Raw genomic sequence first — 17,908 nt, forward strand, 5'->3', positions numbered from 1 at the left:
AAAGTTTTTTTCATCTTAACTCATTTTATTGTAACAACTTACCTACAACGCACAATAAAAAGTTTAATTTAAATAATAGATTTCACGAAAACAAGCACTCAGACTTGAGTGCTTGTTTTAACTGATTGAAAGGGATTTTTGGTGCAGGCCTTTAGATATTGTGAAGTTGCTCAGTGAGCTTTCAGGATACTGATAAAGTTTGTCACACTTGCTAAGTGCCATCTTGACATCTCTTTCTAGAGAATTAAGTTTTCTTTCTTTAACCTGTCTTATCGTTAAAAGTGAATCATCCAGTGGCATTGAATATCTTTTCCCTGTGAACTTACTTATTGCTATAGCAGTTAGCAGAATTGTTCCATTACAATCAACTTGTGAAGAACCAATTGAGCTTCCAGTCGAATGTGCAATAGATTGCTTTGCAAGAGGTAAAGCAGGGGCACTCTGAAATAAGCTACTGAGTGCAGCAATTGTTGAAGTTCCCATCCAACTAAATACACTATTAATAAAAGAAGAAGGTCTTACTGCACTACTTGGTGCAGGAGTAATATCTTCTGAGTTTACATTGGCACTCTCTGCTTCTGCAGCAATTTCTTTTATCGTTTTGCCGGAATAAAATAACTTAACATAATCTGATGGTGTCTCGTTCCTTATATTCTTAACATTATCAATGTCGGCACCATTATCATATAACAGCTTAATTATTTTTGGACGTTTTGAACTAATAGCCAAATATATAGGTGTTTCCCCCCGTTCGTTTTGAACATTGACATCAGCTTTATATTTAACGAGAAGTTCAACTATTTTTTTGTAATCTCTTAGGATAGCAGCATGTAGACACGAATCTTGTGAATCATCGTAAAAGTCAAATTTGCTATTTGGACTAGCACCATGCTTAAGCAGGACTTCAACTTTTTCCGGACTATTTTCATCTATAGCCCAGCCTACAAGAGTGCGTTTTTCACCAGCATATGAAAAATAACCACTAATGCTAGCCTTTTTATCGATTAGAAGCTCTATCATTTCTGTGGTGCTCTTTGTAACAGCATAGTATATAGGAGGCACACGAAAAAAGTTCTCAATATTAACATCTGCGCCATTCTCAATTAAAAAACTCATCATTTCTAAATCTTGTTTACTAACAGCAATCGATAAGGGTGAGTTACCATTTCTATCTTTAGAGTTAATAACGTTAGTAGTATGTGTCTTTCCTTCTCTAATATACTCCTCAGCTTTTTGAAAATCACGTTCCTTTACTGCAGAACGTAGCCCATCTCTCCATTTTTCAACTTCTGTTTTTGTAACCATAATCCCTCCTAAAGGATAAAATTTTTACCTTTGTACCACATAATTTGGGCATATGCTAGTACAATTTATATGTAAAATTAAAAGAAATTTACAACGTAAGAGATTGTTATTTCATCACGTGCTACATTTAGTTTTTGTACAAAATACCATAAGCCTCCTTAATTTACTTAAATTTCGTAGCAGCTTATTCCCAACATATAAGAGCTTTAACTTAAAGAGGATTATACGAAAATAAGCACTCAAGCTTGAGTGCTTATTTTAACTGATTGAAAGGGATTTTTGGTGCAGGCCTTTAGATATTGTGAAGTTGCTCAGTGAGCTTTCAGGATACTGATAAAGTTTGTCACACTTGCTAAGTGCCATCTTGACATCTCTTTCTAGAGAATTAAGTTTTCTTTCTTTAACCTGTCTTATCGTTAAAAGTGAATCATCCAGTGGCATTGAATATCTTTCCCCTGTGAATTTACTTATTGCTATAGCAGTTAGGAGAACTGTTCCATTACAATCGACTTGTGAAGAACCAATTGAGCTTCCAGTCGAATGTGCAATAGATTGCTTTGCAGGAGGTAAAGCAGGGGCACTCTGAAATAGGCTACTGAGTGCAGCAGTTGTTGAAGTTCCCATCCAACTAAATACACTATTAATAAAAGAAGAAGGTTTTACTGCGCTGCTTAACACACTTGTACTATTATGATAGCTAAAGTTATTGCTAGCTTCTATTACCTTAAGATTTGTCCTAGAAGCTAATGTCTGACAATTAACTTTATCAGCACATTTTAATATAGATATTATTTTTTGCCTTGTATTACTATTACATATAGATTTTGGATCATCTCCAACAACATCCAGTGGTATTCTACCACCCGCATCTCTTATATAAATATTAACATCATGCTTGATCAGAAGTTCCACCATTTCCACTTGGCAATGGAAAGACGCTAAGTGCAAAGGCACCTTACCCATTATATCTTGCAAATTGATCTTAGCATAACGACTAAGTAGAAACTGTCCTGCGTCTTCTCTACCATATTCAGCAGCAACGTGCAAGGCAACTCTCAAACTTTCACTACTAGCAGCATTAACATTGGCACCGTTATTAACCAAAAACTTCAATGTCTTGAAGCTATTTTCTTTAACAGCAAAACTTATAGGTTTCATACCGTATCTTTCACCAATAAAAACCTGATTTTTTAGTTTCATCATCACTGCAGTTTTGATACATATGTTAGCTTTTAGAAGACTATGCTCTTCTATAGCAACAAATAACTCATCTATAAAGTTCTCAATCCTTATCCGTTTTTGCATATATTGCATTAAATACTTCCCAAATTACACCGTTCCTGGCTTTATATCACACAAGTTAGTATGCGCAAGCAAAATTTACAGAGAAAAAATTTCAATGGTTAAAAATGAGGTCTTCAGTAACTTATCACGTAACTTTTGTGCAAGATATTCGAAGCCCCTCATTTAAATTTTCAGTACTTGATAAGAAGCAGTATGCTGAAGAAGGAGGAAAATAAGCACTCAAACTCGAGTGCTTATTTTAAAGGGACTTTTGATGCATGCCTTTAGATATTGTTGAATTGCTTAATGAATTCGAGGACATTGATAACGTTTTTCACAATTACTAATTGCCGTCTCGACTTTTTTGTCTATAATATCAATTCTTGTCAGAGGTGGATTGTCCAGTGGCCTTAAATATTGTTTTCCTTTAATATAACTTACTGCCATAGCAATTAGCGTAGCTATTCCATTACAGTCAATTTGTGAAGAACCAATAGGGCTAACAGCCAAGTGATCAACAGATTGTTGTGCAGGAGGTAAGGCAGGAGCACTGCTGAACAAGCTACTGATGGTAGTAGTTATCCCACTAAATATACTATTAATAAAAGAGGAAGGTTTTACAGCATTGCTTGCAGTGCTGCTAACTTCTTCAAAATTTTCTCTGATAAGAGTGGAGGAAGAGTTCACTGTGCTACTTGCCAAGTTTTTGGTATTACTAACTTCCAATTCTACCTTAATTGCTTTGGTAGGGGATAATTGAAGACTCGCTGCACTACTTACAAAATCTGTGCTGTCGTTAGCGTCTTTAATACCTGCTTTTATAGAAGTTAATTTTGCTTCACAGTCAGCTTCAGTAGCACTGCTCAATACAGATTCTATTTTTTGAATTTCACTACTACTACATTCATCTTTTCTAGCATTTCCAACAACATCTAATGCTGTTTTGCCGTAACGACTTTGAATACTAGCATCAGCACCTCTACAGAGTAGGAGTTTTACCATATCTAAATGACAATCGTTAGATGCTAAGTACAAAGGTGTAAAACCTTTATAATTTGTAGCATTGATGTTAGCATCACGATCAAGTAAAAACTTTGCTATTTCTAGTTTGTCATGTCTAGCAGCAATGTGCAAGGGAGTACTCAAATATCGATTACTAATAGTAGCATTAACATCAGCACCGCTGTTACATAAAAACTCTAATATCTTTAAATTACCCAAGAGAGTAGCATGATGTATAGGTTTCATATAGTATCTTTCATAATTCAACACTTCATTTTTTATTTGTTTATACTCTATCTCTTTAATACATTCTTTAACTTTCTGAAAATCACCTCTGCTTATAGTAGAAACTAATTTTCTTCCTAAAATCTCAATTATTTTTTGTTTTTCCATCAAATACCTCCTAAAAGAGAATGCTCCCGGCTTTATATCATGCAACTTAATATGTGCAAGCAAAATTTACAGAGAAAAATTTCAATAGTTAAAAATTAGGTCTTCACCAATTTATCACTTTAACTTTCGTACAAGACATGCTGAGCTTCCTTATTCACATTTTTTTGTTCTTAATAAGAAGCAATCTGCTTTAGAAAAGGAAATAAGGGAAAATAAGCACTCTAATTAGAGTGCTTATTTTAACTGATTTAGAGGGACTTTTGATGCATACCTTTAGATATCGTTAAATTACTTAATGAACTTTCAGGACATTGATAAAGTTTTCACACTTACTCAGTGCTGTCTCGAAGTTTTTTTCTATAGTGTTAAGCTTTCTTTCTCTAATTTCTTCTATTGTGAGAAGTGAATCTTCTAGTGGGCTTGAGTATTTTTTCCCTGTGAACTTTCTGATCATTACATCAGTTAGTAGAGCTGTTCCATTAAAATCAACTTGTGAAGAACCAATAGGGCTACCATCTAAGTGGTCAACAGATTGCTGTGCAGAAGGTAAAGCAGGAGCACTGCTGAATAAGCTGCTGAGTGTGGCAGTGGTTACCCAACTAAATATATTATTAATAAAAGAAAAAGATTTTACTGCACTGCTTGGTGCAGGATCTGGAGTATCACCAGCTTCCAATCCTATCTTAATATCTGCCCTGGTGGAGGCTGAGAAAGGGTTCGCTGTACTACTTGCTGCATCTGGAGTATCACCAGCTTCTAATTCTAACTTAGTATTTATTCTAGCAGAAAGTAATAGTTCTGTACAATTATTTTTGTGAAATTTTGATAAATCTAAGTATATTTTGCTCATGTCACAGCCATCACTGCAAAGGCTTTCATAACCTGGGATAACCTCAAATGCCGTTTTGCCATTTGCATTTCTAATAATAACATTATTAATGTTATTATTGAGCAGAAGATTCGCGATATCTAATCGACAATAAAAAAAGGCTAATTGTAAAGCTGTAAAACCTTGCATTACTTGGGAAGTGGTACTACTAGTACAATGATATATCATTTCTTTTATTTCTGTTTTGCTACTCATGGTAGTAACGTACGAGTAAGGAACAAGACATCCATCACTAACAGCATTAATATTAGCATTATTTTTAAGCAAAAACCGCACTATCTTTAAGCTACCTTTATAAACAGCAAGATGTATAGGTGCCATACCATCTTTTTTACCATTAATAATCTCTTTTTCTTTATTTATATATCTTGCCTTTTTAACATATCTTTTAACTTTCTTAATATTAAGCTCATCTATAGCCGCAAATAAATTCTTTCTCAATCTCTCAAGTTTTTTCATCAAATACCTCCTAAAGAATAATGTTTCCGGCTTTATATCATGCAACTTAATATGTACAAGCAAAATTTACAGAGAAAACAATGGTTAAAATTAGGTCTTCATCAACCTATCACGTGCTGCGTTTAACTTTTGTGCAAAATATTCCGATCCTCCCTTGTCTGGATGGACCAGTTTCATTAAATTTTGGTATGCCTTATTGATTTCATTTTGGCTTGCCTCGGAATTCAGCCCCAGTATTTTTAATGCTTCATCTTTGGACATATTATCACCAGTGTAATTTTGGGTGTAACTTTTACTACTGTTAAATTCGTTCAAAAACTTACTTAATATAGAGTTCATCATAAAACTTATGTTATTTCTCTTTGCCAAAAAGAGAAAAAATACAACAACGCTAGGTAAAACAAACGTGATTATTGTGAATATCAAAAAAAGGAAGAAGATGAATGACATGTATATTTTTTTATCATTTTATGATTAAATAGTAACAATTATAATTGTCATGGTAAATAACATGTTTATCCAGATTGAAGAAACACCAAACCCAAACACGCTGAAATTTCTTCCTGGTTTTGAAATTCTGAGCGAAGGAGAAACAGCTGATTTTTCAAATGCAGATGAAATAAAGAACTCCAAACTAGCAGTAAATCTTTTTCAAATAGAACATGTTGTAAGAGTATTTTTTGGTCATGATTTTATTTCAGTAACAAAATCAGATAGAATGAATTGGGATATAGTAAAGGTGGAAATTTTAACTACAATTATGGATCACTTTACTTCTGGTGGAAAAGCATTTGATAAAGAAGGAGTAAGTGATAATAAAATGCTAGAGGAAGAATTCTTTAATGAAAATGATATAGAAATTGTAAATAGAATAAAAGAATTGATGGAAAGTTATATTAAACCTGCAGTTGCTCAAGATGGTGGTGATATCAAGTTCCGTGGCTATAAAGACGGAATAGTTTACGTTGAACTGCAAGGAGCTTGCTCTGGGTGCCCAAGTGCTGCAATTACCTTAAAACAAGGAGTGCAGAATATGCTAAGCTATCACATACCAGAAGTTTCAGGTATAGAGACTATGCTATGACTAATCAAACAGTTAAAGGAACGAAAGATCTTCTGTTTGATGAATGGTATAAATTTAAATACATAGAGCAAACAGCAAATAGAATCTCAAGTTTATACGGCTTTTTACCTGTTCAAACTCCGATATTTGAATACACAGAAGTCTTTACAAAGACTTTAGGTGATAGTTCAGATATCATAAATAAAGAGATGTATACTTTTATTGATAAAGGAGGAAAGAGCATAACTCTGCGTCCTGAATTCACTGCAGCTATTGTTAGGTTACTCATTGAAAAAAAACTGCAAACACCGATAAAATTATTCTCAACAGGACCTGCATTCCGCTATGAAAGACCACAAAAGGGACGACAAAGGCAATTTCATCAGATAAATTTTGAGATTTTTGGCATAGAAGATCCGAAAGCTGATATTGAATTGATATCACTTGCTCAGCATTTACTCACTGAATTTGGCATCAATGAGAATGTAAGACTGGAAATCAACTCTTTGGGTGAGAGTGAAACAACAAGTAAGTATAGAGAGGCTTTGATATCGTATTTAAAAAAGTTTCAAAATGACCTATCAGAAGATAGTCAAAATAGATTGATTAAAAACCCACTCAGAATATTAGACTCTAAGGATAAGATAGATAAAGAAATAATCTCTGACGCACCAAAAATCAGTGATTATTATACAAAAGAATCTTCATATTTCTTTGACCAGGTGTTAAATGGACTGCAAGCTCTTGGCATACCTTACACTGTAAATAGCAAATTAGTTCGAGGTCTAGACTATTATTGTCACACAGTATTTGAATTTGTCACAGAAGATTTAGGTGCACAAGGAGCAGTTTTTGCCGGTGGAAGATACGATAATCTAGTATCTTCAGTAGGTGGAAAACACACTCCAGCAATAGGATTTGCAGGGGGGATTGAGCGTATAATGGAATTAATCAACTATGCTGAAAAAAAAGAGAGGCCTATTTATATAATTCCAATCGGTGGAGAAGCTGAAGAACATGCTCTAACACTTGCAAGTGAATTACGCAGAAATGGTTTATATGTGATTTACGAATATAGTGGAACTCTAAAAACCCGAATGAAAAAAGCAAATCAAGCAAATGCAAAAGTTGTATTAATCTTTGGTGATGAAGAGCTAAGCAGTAAAACTTTAAAAATTAAAAACATGGACACGGGTGAAGAAAAAATGATTACTCGCGATAAAATCGTAGAAAATATCTAATCAGAAGCAATAGGAGTGTTAGCTATAGAAGAAAATTCCTCTGCACAAGAATTTTTCATAGCATTTAATATATCATAATCTGTAAAATCTAATTTTATCGGTGTAATAGTAATAAAACCTCCTTTTATTTTATTTATACTACCACTGCCTGAGTGCTCTCGAGACCAATTTAAGCTCAAAGAACCATTCAAGTTTTCAGTAAAAGTTAAATCACCATCAATGTTATATTCACCTTGTTCAGCAAATTCGACCCCTTTCACTTTTTCTGTAGCAGGAAAATTTATACTCATCACTATATCCTTAGGCCAACCAACTTTCATTAGCTTGGCAATAACCTTTGGTGCAAAAATCTTTGTATTGTTCCAGTCTATTTTACCATGATAAACTTGGCTCAGCGCAATAGAAGGTATAGATCTTGCAGCACCTTCCATTGCAGCACCGATTGTGCCTGAATAACAAATGTCATCTCCGACATTTGATCCAATATTTACTCCAGATAATATTAAGTCTGGTTTTTTATTCATAATCTTATTTAGTGCAATAATGACACAATCTGCGGGAGTACCAGACACACTAAACTCCCTTTCACTATGTTGACTTATTTTAATAAATTGCTTTACTGGATAGTCAAGAGATCTTGCAGATCCACTCCTGTCAGTATCTGGTGCTACTATCCATATTTCTGATGCAAAATTATGTGCAATCTTTTTAAGTAATTTTATTCCTTTACTTTCAAAACCATCATCGTTTGTTATCAATATTATCATATGTAATACTAACCTATCAAAGTATACTAATGAGGTTTGAAGTTTCTTTTCATAACCATAACAAAGAACCTGCTACAAATCAATAAGGAAAAATTAGAAGTGTTTCTAGGTTGCCATTGTTTAGTTTGCTGTGAGTTAATTGTAAATACCAATTTTAGCTTCACGCCTAACTCACAATCAAAGCTTAGGCAAGTCTCAGAGCTCTAAGCAGCAGAGAATCTTGTATGCCCTGCAAAAAATGCTTTCATCTTTTCAAGATAAGTAGATGGTTTTTCAGGGATTTCTATATTATCTATTACAGCACTTACTGCTTCCTTGATATCCTCATCTGTAATTAGTTCTTTCAATTTCTGCTTTATAGGGCCCCTTCCAACTTCTTGACCATATCTATTATAGTAATCAATATACAATTTATTAAAGACAAATTGCTTTGCCTCTTCCATCAACTTACCCATACTATCTTTTACTTCAAGATCCATATCATTCTCAGAGTAGAAATTGTCAAAATTATCCTTTAAAATCTTCATCTTTTTACTTTTACAATGCTTAAGAAACTCTTCCGTAATGCTCGGCATTCTTTCGTATACTTGAGCATTTACCTCGACTGTAAAGTTGTTTTTTGCTTCAAGACAACTAAGTGAATAAATAATACGATTAAACATTCCAAGATGACATGCACCACTTCCTTCTTGTAAACGCATGAGTAACATGCATTTTAGTAAGTCTACATCTAACTTCTGATTCTTAGCTGCAGCTAAAACTAAGTTTGCAGCTTGCGTTAGCGTTAATCCAGTTCTTGATTCTCTATAAGTTGCTCTATTGGAGCCATTAAAGTTAAGATAAAGGTTTAATTGCTCTTTTTGTGGAGGTGTAAGCTCATCTGAATTATTTATGTAGTCTGCAAACTCTTTATTGAGCATATTTGGTTGATTTCCGAATTTCTGCTTTAAGTCTTAAGCGCATTGGAGAATGCTGTATTCAAAACTACTCGTATGAACACTCTGACTGCCGGTGCCTACATCACTTACATTAAACAAAAAGCTCATTTGCTTTACACTTAAACCCAGAGGCGAGAAGAGCTTTATCAATGGATACTTTATTAACTCAAGAAGTGCTACTGGGATCAATAATATAGTATTAATAAGCACTAAACATATTCTAAGACCCAACGCTCTACTATTTGATAATGTTCTGCTAAGCTCTGATATCTTCGATGAACAATACAAAAATGGTAATTGGATACAATATATTGAGTATATAGAAAAAAATAAAATCTTATCTTTCAACCCTATTGTCGGGTCATTATATACTTCAGAAAAAATGTTATCATTACTATTTTCATTTTTGAAAGACTGATAGCTGCTTGTAACCCTTTCTGTAAAAATAGAACAGAGCTTATGCAGTCCGTAGCACAAAACACAAGTGGCAAGTAAAACTGCAAGTGTTCCAAAAACAGCTAACACCTCACTTGGAGTTTTTGCAAGAAAGAATGCATAAAGCGCATCAATAAAGATCTCAAGTAAGTAGTCAAATAAAAAAATTGCTCCAATAGCAGCACCAACTAATAGAACATACCCACAAACAACCAAAAATGTTTTTAACCTCGGATTCATAAACCACTTCTTAATAACCTATTAATATACTTCTCATTATATGCTTAAATTAAAAAAATGCAAATTTTTATACAAAAAAGATCAATTGAAATTTTCGAGCTTCAGCTATATTGTTAATATATTCAGATAAAAATTAAACATTGTCGTGTCAAATAAAATAGGCTTTTTGGCTATTTTCGCCTTGGTGATCAGTAGCCAAATCGGCTCTGGAATTTTTATGCTCCCAATTAGCCTTGCACCATACGGCGCTTATAGCCTCATAAGCTGGGTTATATCAGGATTTGGTGCTATATCTCTTGCTTTAGTTTTTGCTTCACTCTGCGCAAAATTTCCAGAAACGGGTGGTCCTCATATTTATGTGAAACATGCCTTTGGCTCTACAGCAGCTTTTTTTGTTGGCTGGACATATTGGGTAAGCTCGTGGGTAAGCTCAACAGCTGTGACAATTGCAAGTATCGGTTATTTAGCCCCGCTTTTTCATAATGATATACAAGATATACGTTTGCTTTTAGAAATAACATTAATTTTAGCTATCATGCTAATAAACTTAAGAGGGGTAACTACTGCTGGGCATGTTGAGCTTCTTCTGACCATTGTTAAAATTATCGCACTTCTTGCAATACCCATAGCAGGATTATTTTTCTTTGATAGAAATAATTTTGTTGTAAGTGAGGAAGTATCAAACTTTACGATGTCTCAAGTCCTTGCGCGCTCTACACTCCTTACTCTATGGTGTTTTATTGGACTTGAATCAGCAACGGCACCTGCAGGATCTGTCAATAATCCCTCTAAAACAATACCAAGGGCCATTGTACTCGGAACAATTTGTGTTGCTGTTATATATTTCATCAATAGCCTTTCAATCATGGGGTTAATAAGCGGTCACGACCTAGCAAGTTCAAAAGCACCATATGTTGACGCAGTAAAAATTATGCTTCCAGGTAATTGGCATTTGATAATTTCTGTTATTGCTTTTATTGTCTCTGTAAGTAATTTAAATGCTTGGTTTTTAGCTGATGGACAGGTCACCTTGGGCCTTGCAGAAGATAAGTTAATGCCGCAATTTTTTGCAAAAAAAAACAAGTACGATGCTCCATTCTGGGGAATAATACTCAGTACTTTAGGGGTGTTAGTTTTACTTATCTTAACGTCAAACAAAAGTTTTGCTGAGCAAGTAACTTCAATAATTGATATCTCTGTGGTGTCATTTTTGTTTATCTACTTAGCATGTAGCCTTGCTTTTCTCAAAGTTAATATACAAGACAAAAGCTACTGCAAATTTTTAATTGGAGGTGTGGCTGTATCTTTTTGCTGTTGGATAATATACGAGACTTCTATAAAAACATTGTTAATATCAAGTCTATTCCCTTTAAGCGGAACACTTATTTATCTACTTTGGTATCATAAACTAAAAACTTAACTTAAATTTTTTATTTGCTAAAATTCTTAAGCTATACTACTGGCTTACATTAATAGAATTAAGAGGTATTGTGTCAAATAAAATAGGTTTTTGGGCTGTTTTTGCTTTAGTCATTAGTAGTCAGATCGGCTCTGGGGTTTTTATGCTTCCAATTAGCCTTGCTCCATATGGCGCTTATAGCCTTATAAGTTGGATGATATCAGGAGCTGGTGCTGTGTCTCTTGCGCTAGTTTTTGCTACGCTATGTGCAAAGTTTCCAGAAACAGGAGGTCCTCACGTTTATGTGAAACATACTTTTGGTCCTGCTGCAGCGTTCTTTGTTGGTTGGACATATTGGGTAATCTCATGGGTTAGTACAACAGCTTTAATAGTTGTGGGTGTTGGCTATCTTACACCATTTTTCCATGAAGATATCAAAAGTATGCGTTTATTTTTAGAGCTGTTGTTATTTACAATCATTACATTAATAAATTTAAGGGGAATAGCTACTGCAGGGCACGTTGAGTTTCTGCTCACGGTTGTGAAGGTTGCTGTATTGCTTGCAATACCTGTAGCAGCGTTGTTTTTTTTCGATAGAAATAATTTTATCATAAGTGAAGAAATATTAAGTCTTACAACATCGCAAATTCTTGCGCGCTCTACACTCCTTACTTTATGGTGTTTTATTGGACTTGAATTGGCAACAGCACCTGCAGGGTCAGTTGATAATCCAGCTAAAACTATACCAAAAGCTGTGGTGCTTGGCACAGTTTGTGTTGCTGTTATATATTTTATCAACAATTTTGCGATTATGGGATTGATCAATGGCAACAATTTAGCAAGTTCAAGAGCACCATATGTTGATGCGATAAAAATTATGTTTTCTGGTAATTGGCATTTAATTGTTTCTATAGTTGCATTCATTTTTTGTGTTGGCAGTCTAAATGCCTGGGTTTTATCTAGTGGACAAGTTGCTTTTGGTCTTGCAGAAGATAGACTAATGCCAAAATTCTTTGCTAAAAGGAACAAGCATGGCTCTCCTTTTTTGGGAATAACAGTTAGTTCAATTGGAACTGCAATTTTACTAATTCTCACTTCAAACAACAATTTTGCCCAGCAGATTACGTCGATTATTGACTTTTCTGTAATTTCATTTTTGTTCGTTTATCTTGCGTGCTGTTTTGCCTTTCTAAAGGTTATTATACAGGAGAGGAGTTGTTATAAGCTTTTAATTGGTAGCATAGCAACAACCTTTTGTTGTTGGGTGATATTAGAAACCCCTGTAGGTACTCTGCTGATTTCGAGCCTGTTCACTGCAAGTGGCATACCCATTTATTTATTTTGGTACTGCAAAACTTCTGTGCAACAAATTCAGTAGTGAGAGATACACTTTAAATGGTTAATATTTATGGGCCAAGGTTTTTTTTCTCTTTATCTACTTGTTCAATATTACCATTCTCAAGTTTGCTACCTACTTCTTCTGTGCGTTTATTATCTATGTAGATCTCATTTTTTGCTTTATTAGAAAGACCTATTTGTGATTGCAGTTTTTTATACTCTTCTTTTTCAGGCGTGAAAATTTTCACTAAAAATCTTCCTATTATTGGTATTGAACTTAAAAAATCTCTTAATCCAAAAGATTCTTGCTTCTTGTTTGAAAGATGCTGGTCTATCTTAGAAATTTTCACACCATACTTTTTATCATCAAAATTTATCGCTGGCTTGCTTTTTTTCGAAAGAACATTTTGAATCTCTAATCTATTGACTTTTTCAGGCTTTTGAAATGCAGATTTGACCTTAGTGTCATCATGTTTTTTACTCATTTCATTCTACCATGCAATATTACTAGTATCTTATAATTATAACTAAATTATGGTTAATTGCAAGGTAAAAATATTAAAGTAATTGTAAATTTTATCAGTAAAAATATAATATAGCTTTAAAGTCAGAGGTTTATCTATATGGGATATAAAATTGCTGTTATTGGAGCAACAGGAAGAGTAGGGCGTGAGGTATTAAGCGCCCTTGCCGAGTTTCAAGACAAAGGAAAAATTTCAATAGATTCTGTTGTTGCTTTTGCATCAAAAAAATCAGAGGGAAAAAAGGTAAGTTTCGGCGATGAAGAATTAACCGTCTTAGACCTTGAGAACTACGATTTTGTTGGAATTAATATAGCAATTTTCTGTGCTGGGTCTCATGTTTCCGAGAGATACGTACCGATTGCAACTGAAGCTGGATGTATTGTCGTAGATAATACCTCTCGTTTTAGGATGAAAGAAGGCGTGCCACTAGTTATTCCAGAGATCAACAAAGATAAAATTACGGAGTATAAAAACCATAACATAATATCTAATCCAAACTGTACTACAATACAAATGTTGTTGGCATTACATTTATTACACCAAAAAGCAAAAATAAAGAGAATCGTTGCTTCAACTTATCAATCAACTTCTGGTGTAGGTAAAGCAGCAATGGATGAGCTTTACAATCAGACAAAAAAAATCTTTATGAATGAAGCTAAAAAACCTGAAATATTTCCTAAGCAAATAGCATTTAATTGCATTCCTCATATAGGAGAGTTCATGGAAGATGGTTCTACAAAAGAGGAGTGGAAAATGCAAGAGGAGGCAAAAAAAATTTTAGAAGAGGATATAAAAGTAACTGCAACTTGTGTCCGAGTACCTGTTCTTGTTGGTCATGCTATAGCAGTAAATGTAGAATTTGATCAGCATATAACTGAAGAAGAAGCTCGTGAAATGCTCAGTGAAGACGATGGAGTTTTAGTGCAAGATAAGCGCGAAGATGGTGGATATATGACTCAGATTGATGTTGTGCAAGAGGATGCCGTATACATATCGCGTATTAGACAAGACGATACCGTTAAACACGGATTAAATATGTGGATAGTAGCTGATAATCTACGCAAAGGTGCAGCACTAAATATAGTGCAGATCTTGGAGATCTTGATCAAAGAGCATTTATAGCTCAATAACTTAAATCTATATTGACATGTCCCATTTTACGCTTGTCCCTAACCTCTTTTTTCCCATATATGGTTAAACTAGCTTTTTCGTTGCTCAAATATTTGTGAGAATTATATATATCATTACCTATTATATTTTTTGTCATGCAAGGAAAGCGTAATACTACTTCCTGCATAGATAGCCCGCATATTATCCTAACTAGCTGCTCGAATTGACTAACGTTGCATGCATCCAAGCTCCAGTGGCAAGAATTGTGGGGTCTTGGGGCCAGTTCATTAACTAGTAATTCATGATTTTGAGTGATGAAAAATTCAATAGCTAGAATTCCTACTACATCAAGTGCAGTTGCTATTTTCTCTGCAGTTTTTTGTACCTCTTGGGCTAATTTATTATCTATTTTAGCTGGTGCTATTGAAGTATTAAGTATTCTGTCAACGTGGTGATTCTCTGCTATAGGAAAAAAAGCTACTTTACTGTTTTTATCTCTTGCAACGACTATTGAAACCTCTTTCAGTAAATCAACACTTTCTTCAAGAATGTACTCTTTATTCCAATCGAAGGAAGCAAATTGCTTCAGTTCAGAATCATTTTCAATCACATATTGTCCTTTTCCATCATAACCCATTTCTGTTGTTTTTAGCCTCACTGGATAGCTAAAAGTTTCACTACTTTCTAGTAGCTGATTATAATTTTGTATACTTTTGTAATCAGCAGTTTTTATGCTTAAATCTCTAATAAAATCTTTCTCTCTCAGCCTATTTTGCGAAATGTGTAACGCCTTTTTACCTGGATAAAAATCTGTATGCTGCGACACAATATCAATTGCACTACATGGAATATTTTCAGACTCAATAGTGACTAAATCCACACTCTGTGCAAAAGATTCAAGTGCCCTCTTATCACAGAAGTCTGCTATTGTTAAATCATCAGCAACAGAACAAGCTGGATCGTTTTTAGTACTGGCAAAAATATGCGTTTTGTGCCCAAGTTTTATTGCAGCGATAGCAGTCATTTTACCTAATTGCCCACTTCCTATTATTCCTATCACTTTTTTATCCAGTGGATCTGTTTTGTTCATCATGTAGATTAATATTTCCTAGTTAGAGTACGATAATATGCTTGGAAAATCTATGAAAAAAGTGTATAATTGAAGTGTGTTAAACTTTTATCATGAACACTTTACGATGACCATGAAATACACACTTATTACTAATTCTGTTGAAGTTACAGTTTTGCCAATTTACATTGAAGAGCAATCCATTCCTTATGAAAATTGTTACGTATGGATGTATAATGTTAAGATAAAAAACAAAAGCTCATCAACCATTCAATTATTAAGTCGCTATTGGCAAATAATAGATCATAAGGGCAAAATAAATGAAATTGCCGGAGTTGGTGTTGTTGGAGAACAACCTGTAATAAAATCTGGAGAGGTATTCAAATATACAAGTGGAACATACTTAAATACACCATCAGGAATAATGCAGGGTAAATATGAATTTCTGAACGAAGAGAGCATAAAAACCTTTGATGTTATGATACCACTCTTTTCCTTAGACAGTCCATATGTTAACACTAGACCTCATTGATCATCAAGATAGTGTATTTGTTTAAGTGCATCTGAAACCAGTGCTTCTTGTTTTGTCATTTGAGCTTACATAATGTCATCCGAGTAGCTGATACTGAGATCCAACTAAGTTGATAAACACGAAAGCACTGACCATTTGCTTCTATAGTTGTCTTTTTTCGTCTATCTTATTTTGTTACTCTGCTGAACAGATGCAAAATAGTTTATTTTTGATTCTTATCATCAAGTGTGAATAAGATTATTGTAGAGGTTAAACCTATAATAACTATCATTAACGAAAATGGGGCAGCTTCTCTGTAACGCTCATCGCTGACAAGTTCATATACTCTAGTTGATATAGTTTCAAAATTAAATGGTCTGATAATTAGTGTTGCCGTGAGTTCTTTTACCGTATCCATAAACACGAGCAGAAATCCCGATAGTATGCTTTTCTTGATAAGGGGAATATGAATATTCAGGCACGTGGAAATAGGTCCATGACCCATAGTATATGCAGTCCATTCAATTTCATTTGGTGTTTTTTTGAGTCCCGACTCTATCGCCTTGAAAGATATAGCAAAAAAACGAAATAAATATGAGTAAACTAATGCGCCAATAGTTCCTACCAAGCTAATTTCTACAATATATTGAGTAATGAAAGAAGATATTCTGCTTAAAAACATTATTATGCTAATTGCAATAATTGCATTTGGAATTGCATATCCAAGAGAAATGAGACGTGCTATATTGCTTATTACCTTATTTTTACGTGCTGTATATCCAATAATTATTGCAATGCTGATCGAGATTAGCGCGGTAATAAATGATAAACTAATACTGTTTGTTATTATATTATAAAATCTTGCTTCGTATATGAAAAAGCCTTTCTCTATGCTCCAATATATAAGTGGAATCATTGGTAAAATAAAGCCTATTAATATCGGCAATAAACACATAAGATAAGAAAAGATCAACGATATAGAACCGTTTATACTACGTTTATTGTGATAATCTGCATTAGTATTGATTGAAGAGTAAGATATTTCTCTTTTTTGTAGTTTTTTCTCGATAACTATTAGTGTTGCAACGAAAATCAGTTCTGCAACTGCCAAAACAGTAGTTGAATATTTGTCATGCAATAAAAACCAAGTACGGTATATTCCTGTCGTGAAAGTATCGATAGCAAGAAACTGTGGTGTGCCGAAATCTGTAATTACTTCCATTAGTACCAAGGATAACCCAGCTATAATTGATGGACGTATGGAGGGTATGATGACAGAAAACAGACTCTGTAATGAGGAGAACCCAAGTGTTGATGCAATAGTGACTGAGTTACTAACGCTCTTTAGACTTGAGCGGACCAACATATAAACGTATGGATATAGACTAAATCCCATTACTAATATTCCACCACCTAGGGATTTGATCTCGGGAAACCAATAGTTACCTTTGTTCAATTGAAAAGTATCTCTTAACAAGCTCTGAATTGGACCTGAAAACTCTAACGTGTTTACATAAACAAACGATACTATATATCCAGGAATTGATATCGGAAAGAATAAGGCAATCTCAAAAATTCTACTTCCGGGAAACGAAAAAAATGTAGTAAGCCAAGCTGGAATTACTCCAAATATAAAGGATATTAACCCCACTCCTACCATCAAAATCAACGTATTGAGTATATATTCAGGAAAAAGTCTACTAATTACCCATCCAAAGTTTGCTGATTCTGTAAATAGAATCGATATTAACGATAGTATAGGGCAGACAAATAATACACTTACTAAAAACAAGAATATATTTTTAAATACTCTCAGAAACATTAACTTGAATCTATATTTGATATTGAAATGTTATATGCAAAAACTAAAGATATCCAGTAATTAACAGCCGTCCTATTGAATATCTTCATAATTTTATATATTATGTTTTAAATCGATAA

The 17,908-nt window shown here is 33.9% G+C and carries 16 protein-coding genes and 1 pseudogene; 6 read left to right on the top strand and 11 right to left on the bottom strand.

Annotated features, from left to right (window positions below):
• Positions 1–117 precede the first annotated feature (117 nt).
• The 5 genes and pseudogenes from AAGD63_RS00555 to AAGD63_RS00575 form a co-directional block, all read right to left on the bottom strand.
• Positions 118–1,305 carry an ankyrin repeat domain-containing protein gene (locus AAGD63_RS00555; RefSeq protein ID WP_341813456.1) on the bottom strand — a complete coding sequence of 396 codons (1,188 nt, stop codon included), beginning with the start codon at positions 1,303–1,305 and terminating at the stop codon, positions 118–120.
• 258 nt (positions 1,306–1,563) lie between these two features.
• Positions 1,564–2,610 carry an ankyrin repeat domain-containing protein gene (locus tag AAGD63_RS00560; RefSeq protein WP_341813457.1) on the bottom strand — a complete coding sequence of 349 codons (1,047 nt, stop codon included), beginning with the start codon at positions 2,608–2,610 and terminating at the stop codon, positions 1,564–1,566.
• A 282-nt stretch (positions 2,611–2,892) separates the two neighbouring features.
• Positions 2,893–3,984 carry an ankyrin repeat domain-containing protein gene (locus tag AAGD63_RS00565; RefSeq protein WP_341813458.1) on the bottom strand — a complete coding sequence of 364 codons (1,092 nt, stop codon included), beginning with the start codon at positions 3,982–3,984 and terminating at the stop codon, positions 2,893–2,895.
• Positions 3,985–4,232: 248 nt separating this feature from the next.
• Positions 4,233–5,332: pseudogene (locus AAGD63_RS00570) on the bottom strand (hypothetical protein).
• Positions 5,333–5,422: 90 nt separating this feature from the next.
• Positions 5,423–5,674: a J domain-containing protein gene (locus AAGD63_RS00575; protein ID WP_341813459.1), complete on the bottom strand. Its 252-nt coding sequence runs from the start codon at positions 5,672–5,674 to the stop codon at positions 5,423–5,425.
• A 169-nt stretch (positions 5,675–5,843) separates the two neighbouring features.
• On the opposite strand from AAGD63_RS00575, the gene AAGD63_RS00580 reads away from it, so the two are divergent.
• On the top strand, positions 5,844–6,416 hold the full coding sequence (locus AAGD63_RS00580) for a NifU family protein (protein ID WP_006015115.1): 573 nt from the start codon (positions 5,844–5,846) through the stop codon (positions 6,414–6,416).
• Positions 6,413–7,636, top strand: coding sequence for a histidine--tRNA ligase (gene hisS, locus AAGD63_RS00585; RefSeq protein ID WP_264336367.1), 1,224 nt, complete (start codon positions 6,413–6,415; stop codon positions 7,634–7,636). Before AAGD63_RS00580 ends, hisS begins: the two co-directional genes overlap by 4 nt.
• Here the strand turns inward: hisS and surE are convergent.
• The 3 genes from surE to AAGD63_RS00600 form a co-directional block, all read right to left on the bottom strand.
• Positions 7,633–8,403, bottom strand: a complete 771-nt coding sequence (gene surE / locus AAGD63_RS00590; RefSeq protein ID WP_341813460.1) for a 5'/3'-nucleotidase SurE — start codon at positions 8,401–8,403, stop codon at positions 7,633–7,635. The two genes, hisS and surE, sit on opposite strands and share 4 nt — an antisense overlap.
• 203 nt (positions 8,404–8,606) lie before the next feature.
• Positions 8,607–9,323 (bottom strand): hypothetical protein, encoded by a 717-nt coding sequence (locus AAGD63_RS00595; RefSeq protein WP_341813461.1) that lies wholly within the window; start codon positions 9,321–9,323, stop codon positions 8,607–8,609.
• A gap of 33 nt (positions 9,324–9,356) precedes the next feature.
• The gene (locus tag AAGD63_RS00600) at positions 9,357–10,016 is read right to left on the bottom strand and encodes a hypothetical protein (RefSeq protein ID WP_341813462.1); all 660 of its coding nucleotides are present in this window, start codon (positions 10,014–10,016) and stop codon (positions 9,357–9,359) included.
• A gap of 145 nt (positions 10,017–10,161) precedes the next feature.
• On the opposite strand from AAGD63_RS00600, the gene AAGD63_RS00605 reads away from it, so the two are divergent.
• Both AAGD63_RS00605 and AAGD63_RS00610 read left to right on the top strand, forming a co-directional pair.
• Positions 10,162–11,436 (top strand): APC family permease, encoded by a 1,275-nt coding sequence (locus AAGD63_RS00605; RefSeq protein ID WP_341813463.1) that lies wholly within the window; start codon positions 10,162–10,164, stop codon positions 11,434–11,436.
• A 70-nt stretch (positions 11,437–11,506) separates the two neighbouring features.
• Positions 11,507–12,793: an APC family permease gene (locus tag AAGD63_RS00610; RefSeq protein WP_264330847.1), complete on the top strand. Its 1,287-nt coding sequence runs from the start codon at positions 11,507–11,509 to the stop codon at positions 12,791–12,793.
• Positions 12,794–12,821: 28 nt separating this feature from the next.
• Here the strand turns inward: AAGD63_RS00610 and AAGD63_RS00615 are convergent, their stop codons facing one another.
• A complete protein-coding gene (locus tag AAGD63_RS00615) occupies positions 12,822–13,238 on the bottom strand; it encodes a hypothetical protein (RefSeq protein WP_264330846.1) in 417 nt (138 codons plus the stop codon).
• Positions 13,239–13,376: 138 nt separating this feature from the next.
• Here AAGD63_RS00615 and AAGD63_RS00620 point away from each other — a divergent pair, with 138 nt between their 5' ends.
• Entirely contained in the window at positions 13,377–14,399 is a 1,023-nt protein-coding gene (locus tag AAGD63_RS00620) for an aspartate-semialdehyde dehydrogenase (RefSeq protein ID WP_341813464.1), read from the top strand.
• A 1-nt stretch (position 14,400) separates the two neighbouring features.
• Here AAGD63_RS00620 and AAGD63_RS00625 read toward each other — a convergent pair whose 3' ends face one another.
• Positions 14,401–15,477, bottom strand: coding sequence for a 5-(carboxyamino)imidazole ribonucleotide synthase (locus tag AAGD63_RS00625; protein ID WP_341813813.1), 1,077 nt, complete (start codon positions 15,475–15,477; stop codon positions 14,401–14,403).
• A gap of 106 nt (positions 15,478–15,583) precedes the next feature.
• Here AAGD63_RS00625 and apaG point away from each other — a divergent pair, with 106 nt between their 5' ends.
• Positions 15,584–15,988 (top strand): Co2+/Mg2+ efflux protein ApaG, encoded by a 405-nt coding sequence (gene apaG, locus AAGD63_RS00630; protein WP_341813465.1) that lies wholly within the window; start codon positions 15,584–15,586, stop codon positions 15,986–15,988.
• A gap of 202 nt (positions 15,989–16,190) precedes the next feature.
• Here the strand turns inward: apaG and AAGD63_RS00635 are convergent, their stop codons facing one another.
• Positions 16,191–17,789 (bottom strand): iron ABC transporter permease, encoded by a 1,599-nt coding sequence (locus AAGD63_RS00635; RefSeq protein ID WP_341813466.1) that lies wholly within the window; start codon positions 17,787–17,789, stop codon positions 16,191–16,193.
• Positions 17,790–17,908: the final 119 nt, after the last annotated feature.

It is taken from the genome of Wolbachia endosymbiont (group B) of Germaria angustata (assembly GCF_964026725.1).
GTDB lineage: Bacteria > Pseudomonadota > Alphaproteobacteria > Rickettsiales > Anaplasmataceae > Wolbachia > Wolbachia pipientis_C.

Excerpts from the sequence above, each read along its gene's own strand:
- AAGD63_RS00555 (WP_341813456.1), bottom strand. The coding sequence starts at position 1,305 with ATGGTTACAAAAACAGAAGTTGAAAAATGGAGAGATGGGCTACGTTCT.
- AAGD63_RS00560 (WP_341813457.1), bottom strand. The coding sequence starts at position 2,610 with ATGCAAAAACGGATAAGGATTGAGAACTTTATAGATGAGTTATTTGTT.
- AAGD63_RS00565 (WP_341813458.1), bottom strand. The coding sequence starts at position 3,984 with ATGGAAAAACAAAAAATAATTGAGATTTTAGGAAGAAAATTAGTTTCT.
- AAGD63_RS00575 (WP_341813459.1), bottom strand. The coding sequence starts at position 5,674 with ATGATGAACTCTATATTAAGTAAGTTTTTGAACGAATTTAACAGTAGT.
- AAGD63_RS00580 (WP_006015115.1), top strand. The coding sequence starts at position 5,844 with ATGTTTATCCAGATTGAAGAAACACCAAACCCAAACACGCTGAAATTT.
- hisS (WP_264336367.1), top strand. The coding sequence starts at position 6,413 with ATGACTAATCAAACAGTTAAAGGAACGAAAGATCTTCTGTTTGATGAA.
- surE (WP_341813460.1), bottom strand. The coding sequence starts at position 8,403 with ATGATAATATTGATAACAAACGATGATGGTTTTGAAAGTAAAGGAATA.
- AAGD63_RS00595 (WP_341813461.1), bottom strand. The coding sequence starts at position 9,323 with ATGCTCAATAAAGAGTTTGCAGACTACATAAATAATTCAGATGAGCTT.
- AAGD63_RS00600 (WP_341813462.1), bottom strand. The coding sequence starts at position 10,016 with ATGAATCCGAGGTTAAAAACATTTTTGGTTGTTTGTGGGTATGTTCTA.
- AAGD63_RS00615 (WP_264330846.1), bottom strand. The coding sequence starts at position 13,238 with ATGAGTAAAAAACATGATGACACTAAGGTCAAATCTGCATTTCAAAAG.
- AAGD63_RS00620 (WP_341813464.1), top strand. The coding sequence starts at position 13,377 with ATGGGATATAAAATTGCTGTTATTGGAGCAACAGGAAGAGTAGGGCGT.
- AAGD63_RS00625 (WP_341813813.1), bottom strand. The coding sequence starts at position 15,477 with ATGAACAAAACAGATCCACTGGATAAAAAAGTGATAGGAATAATAGGA.
- apaG (WP_341813465.1), top strand. The coding sequence starts at position 15,584 with ATGACCATGAAATACACACTTATTACTAATTCTGTTGAAGTTACAGTT.
- AAGD63_RS00635 (WP_341813466.1), bottom strand. The coding sequence starts at position 17,789 with ATGTTTCTGAGAGTATTTAAAAATATATTCTTGTTTTTAGTAAGTGTA.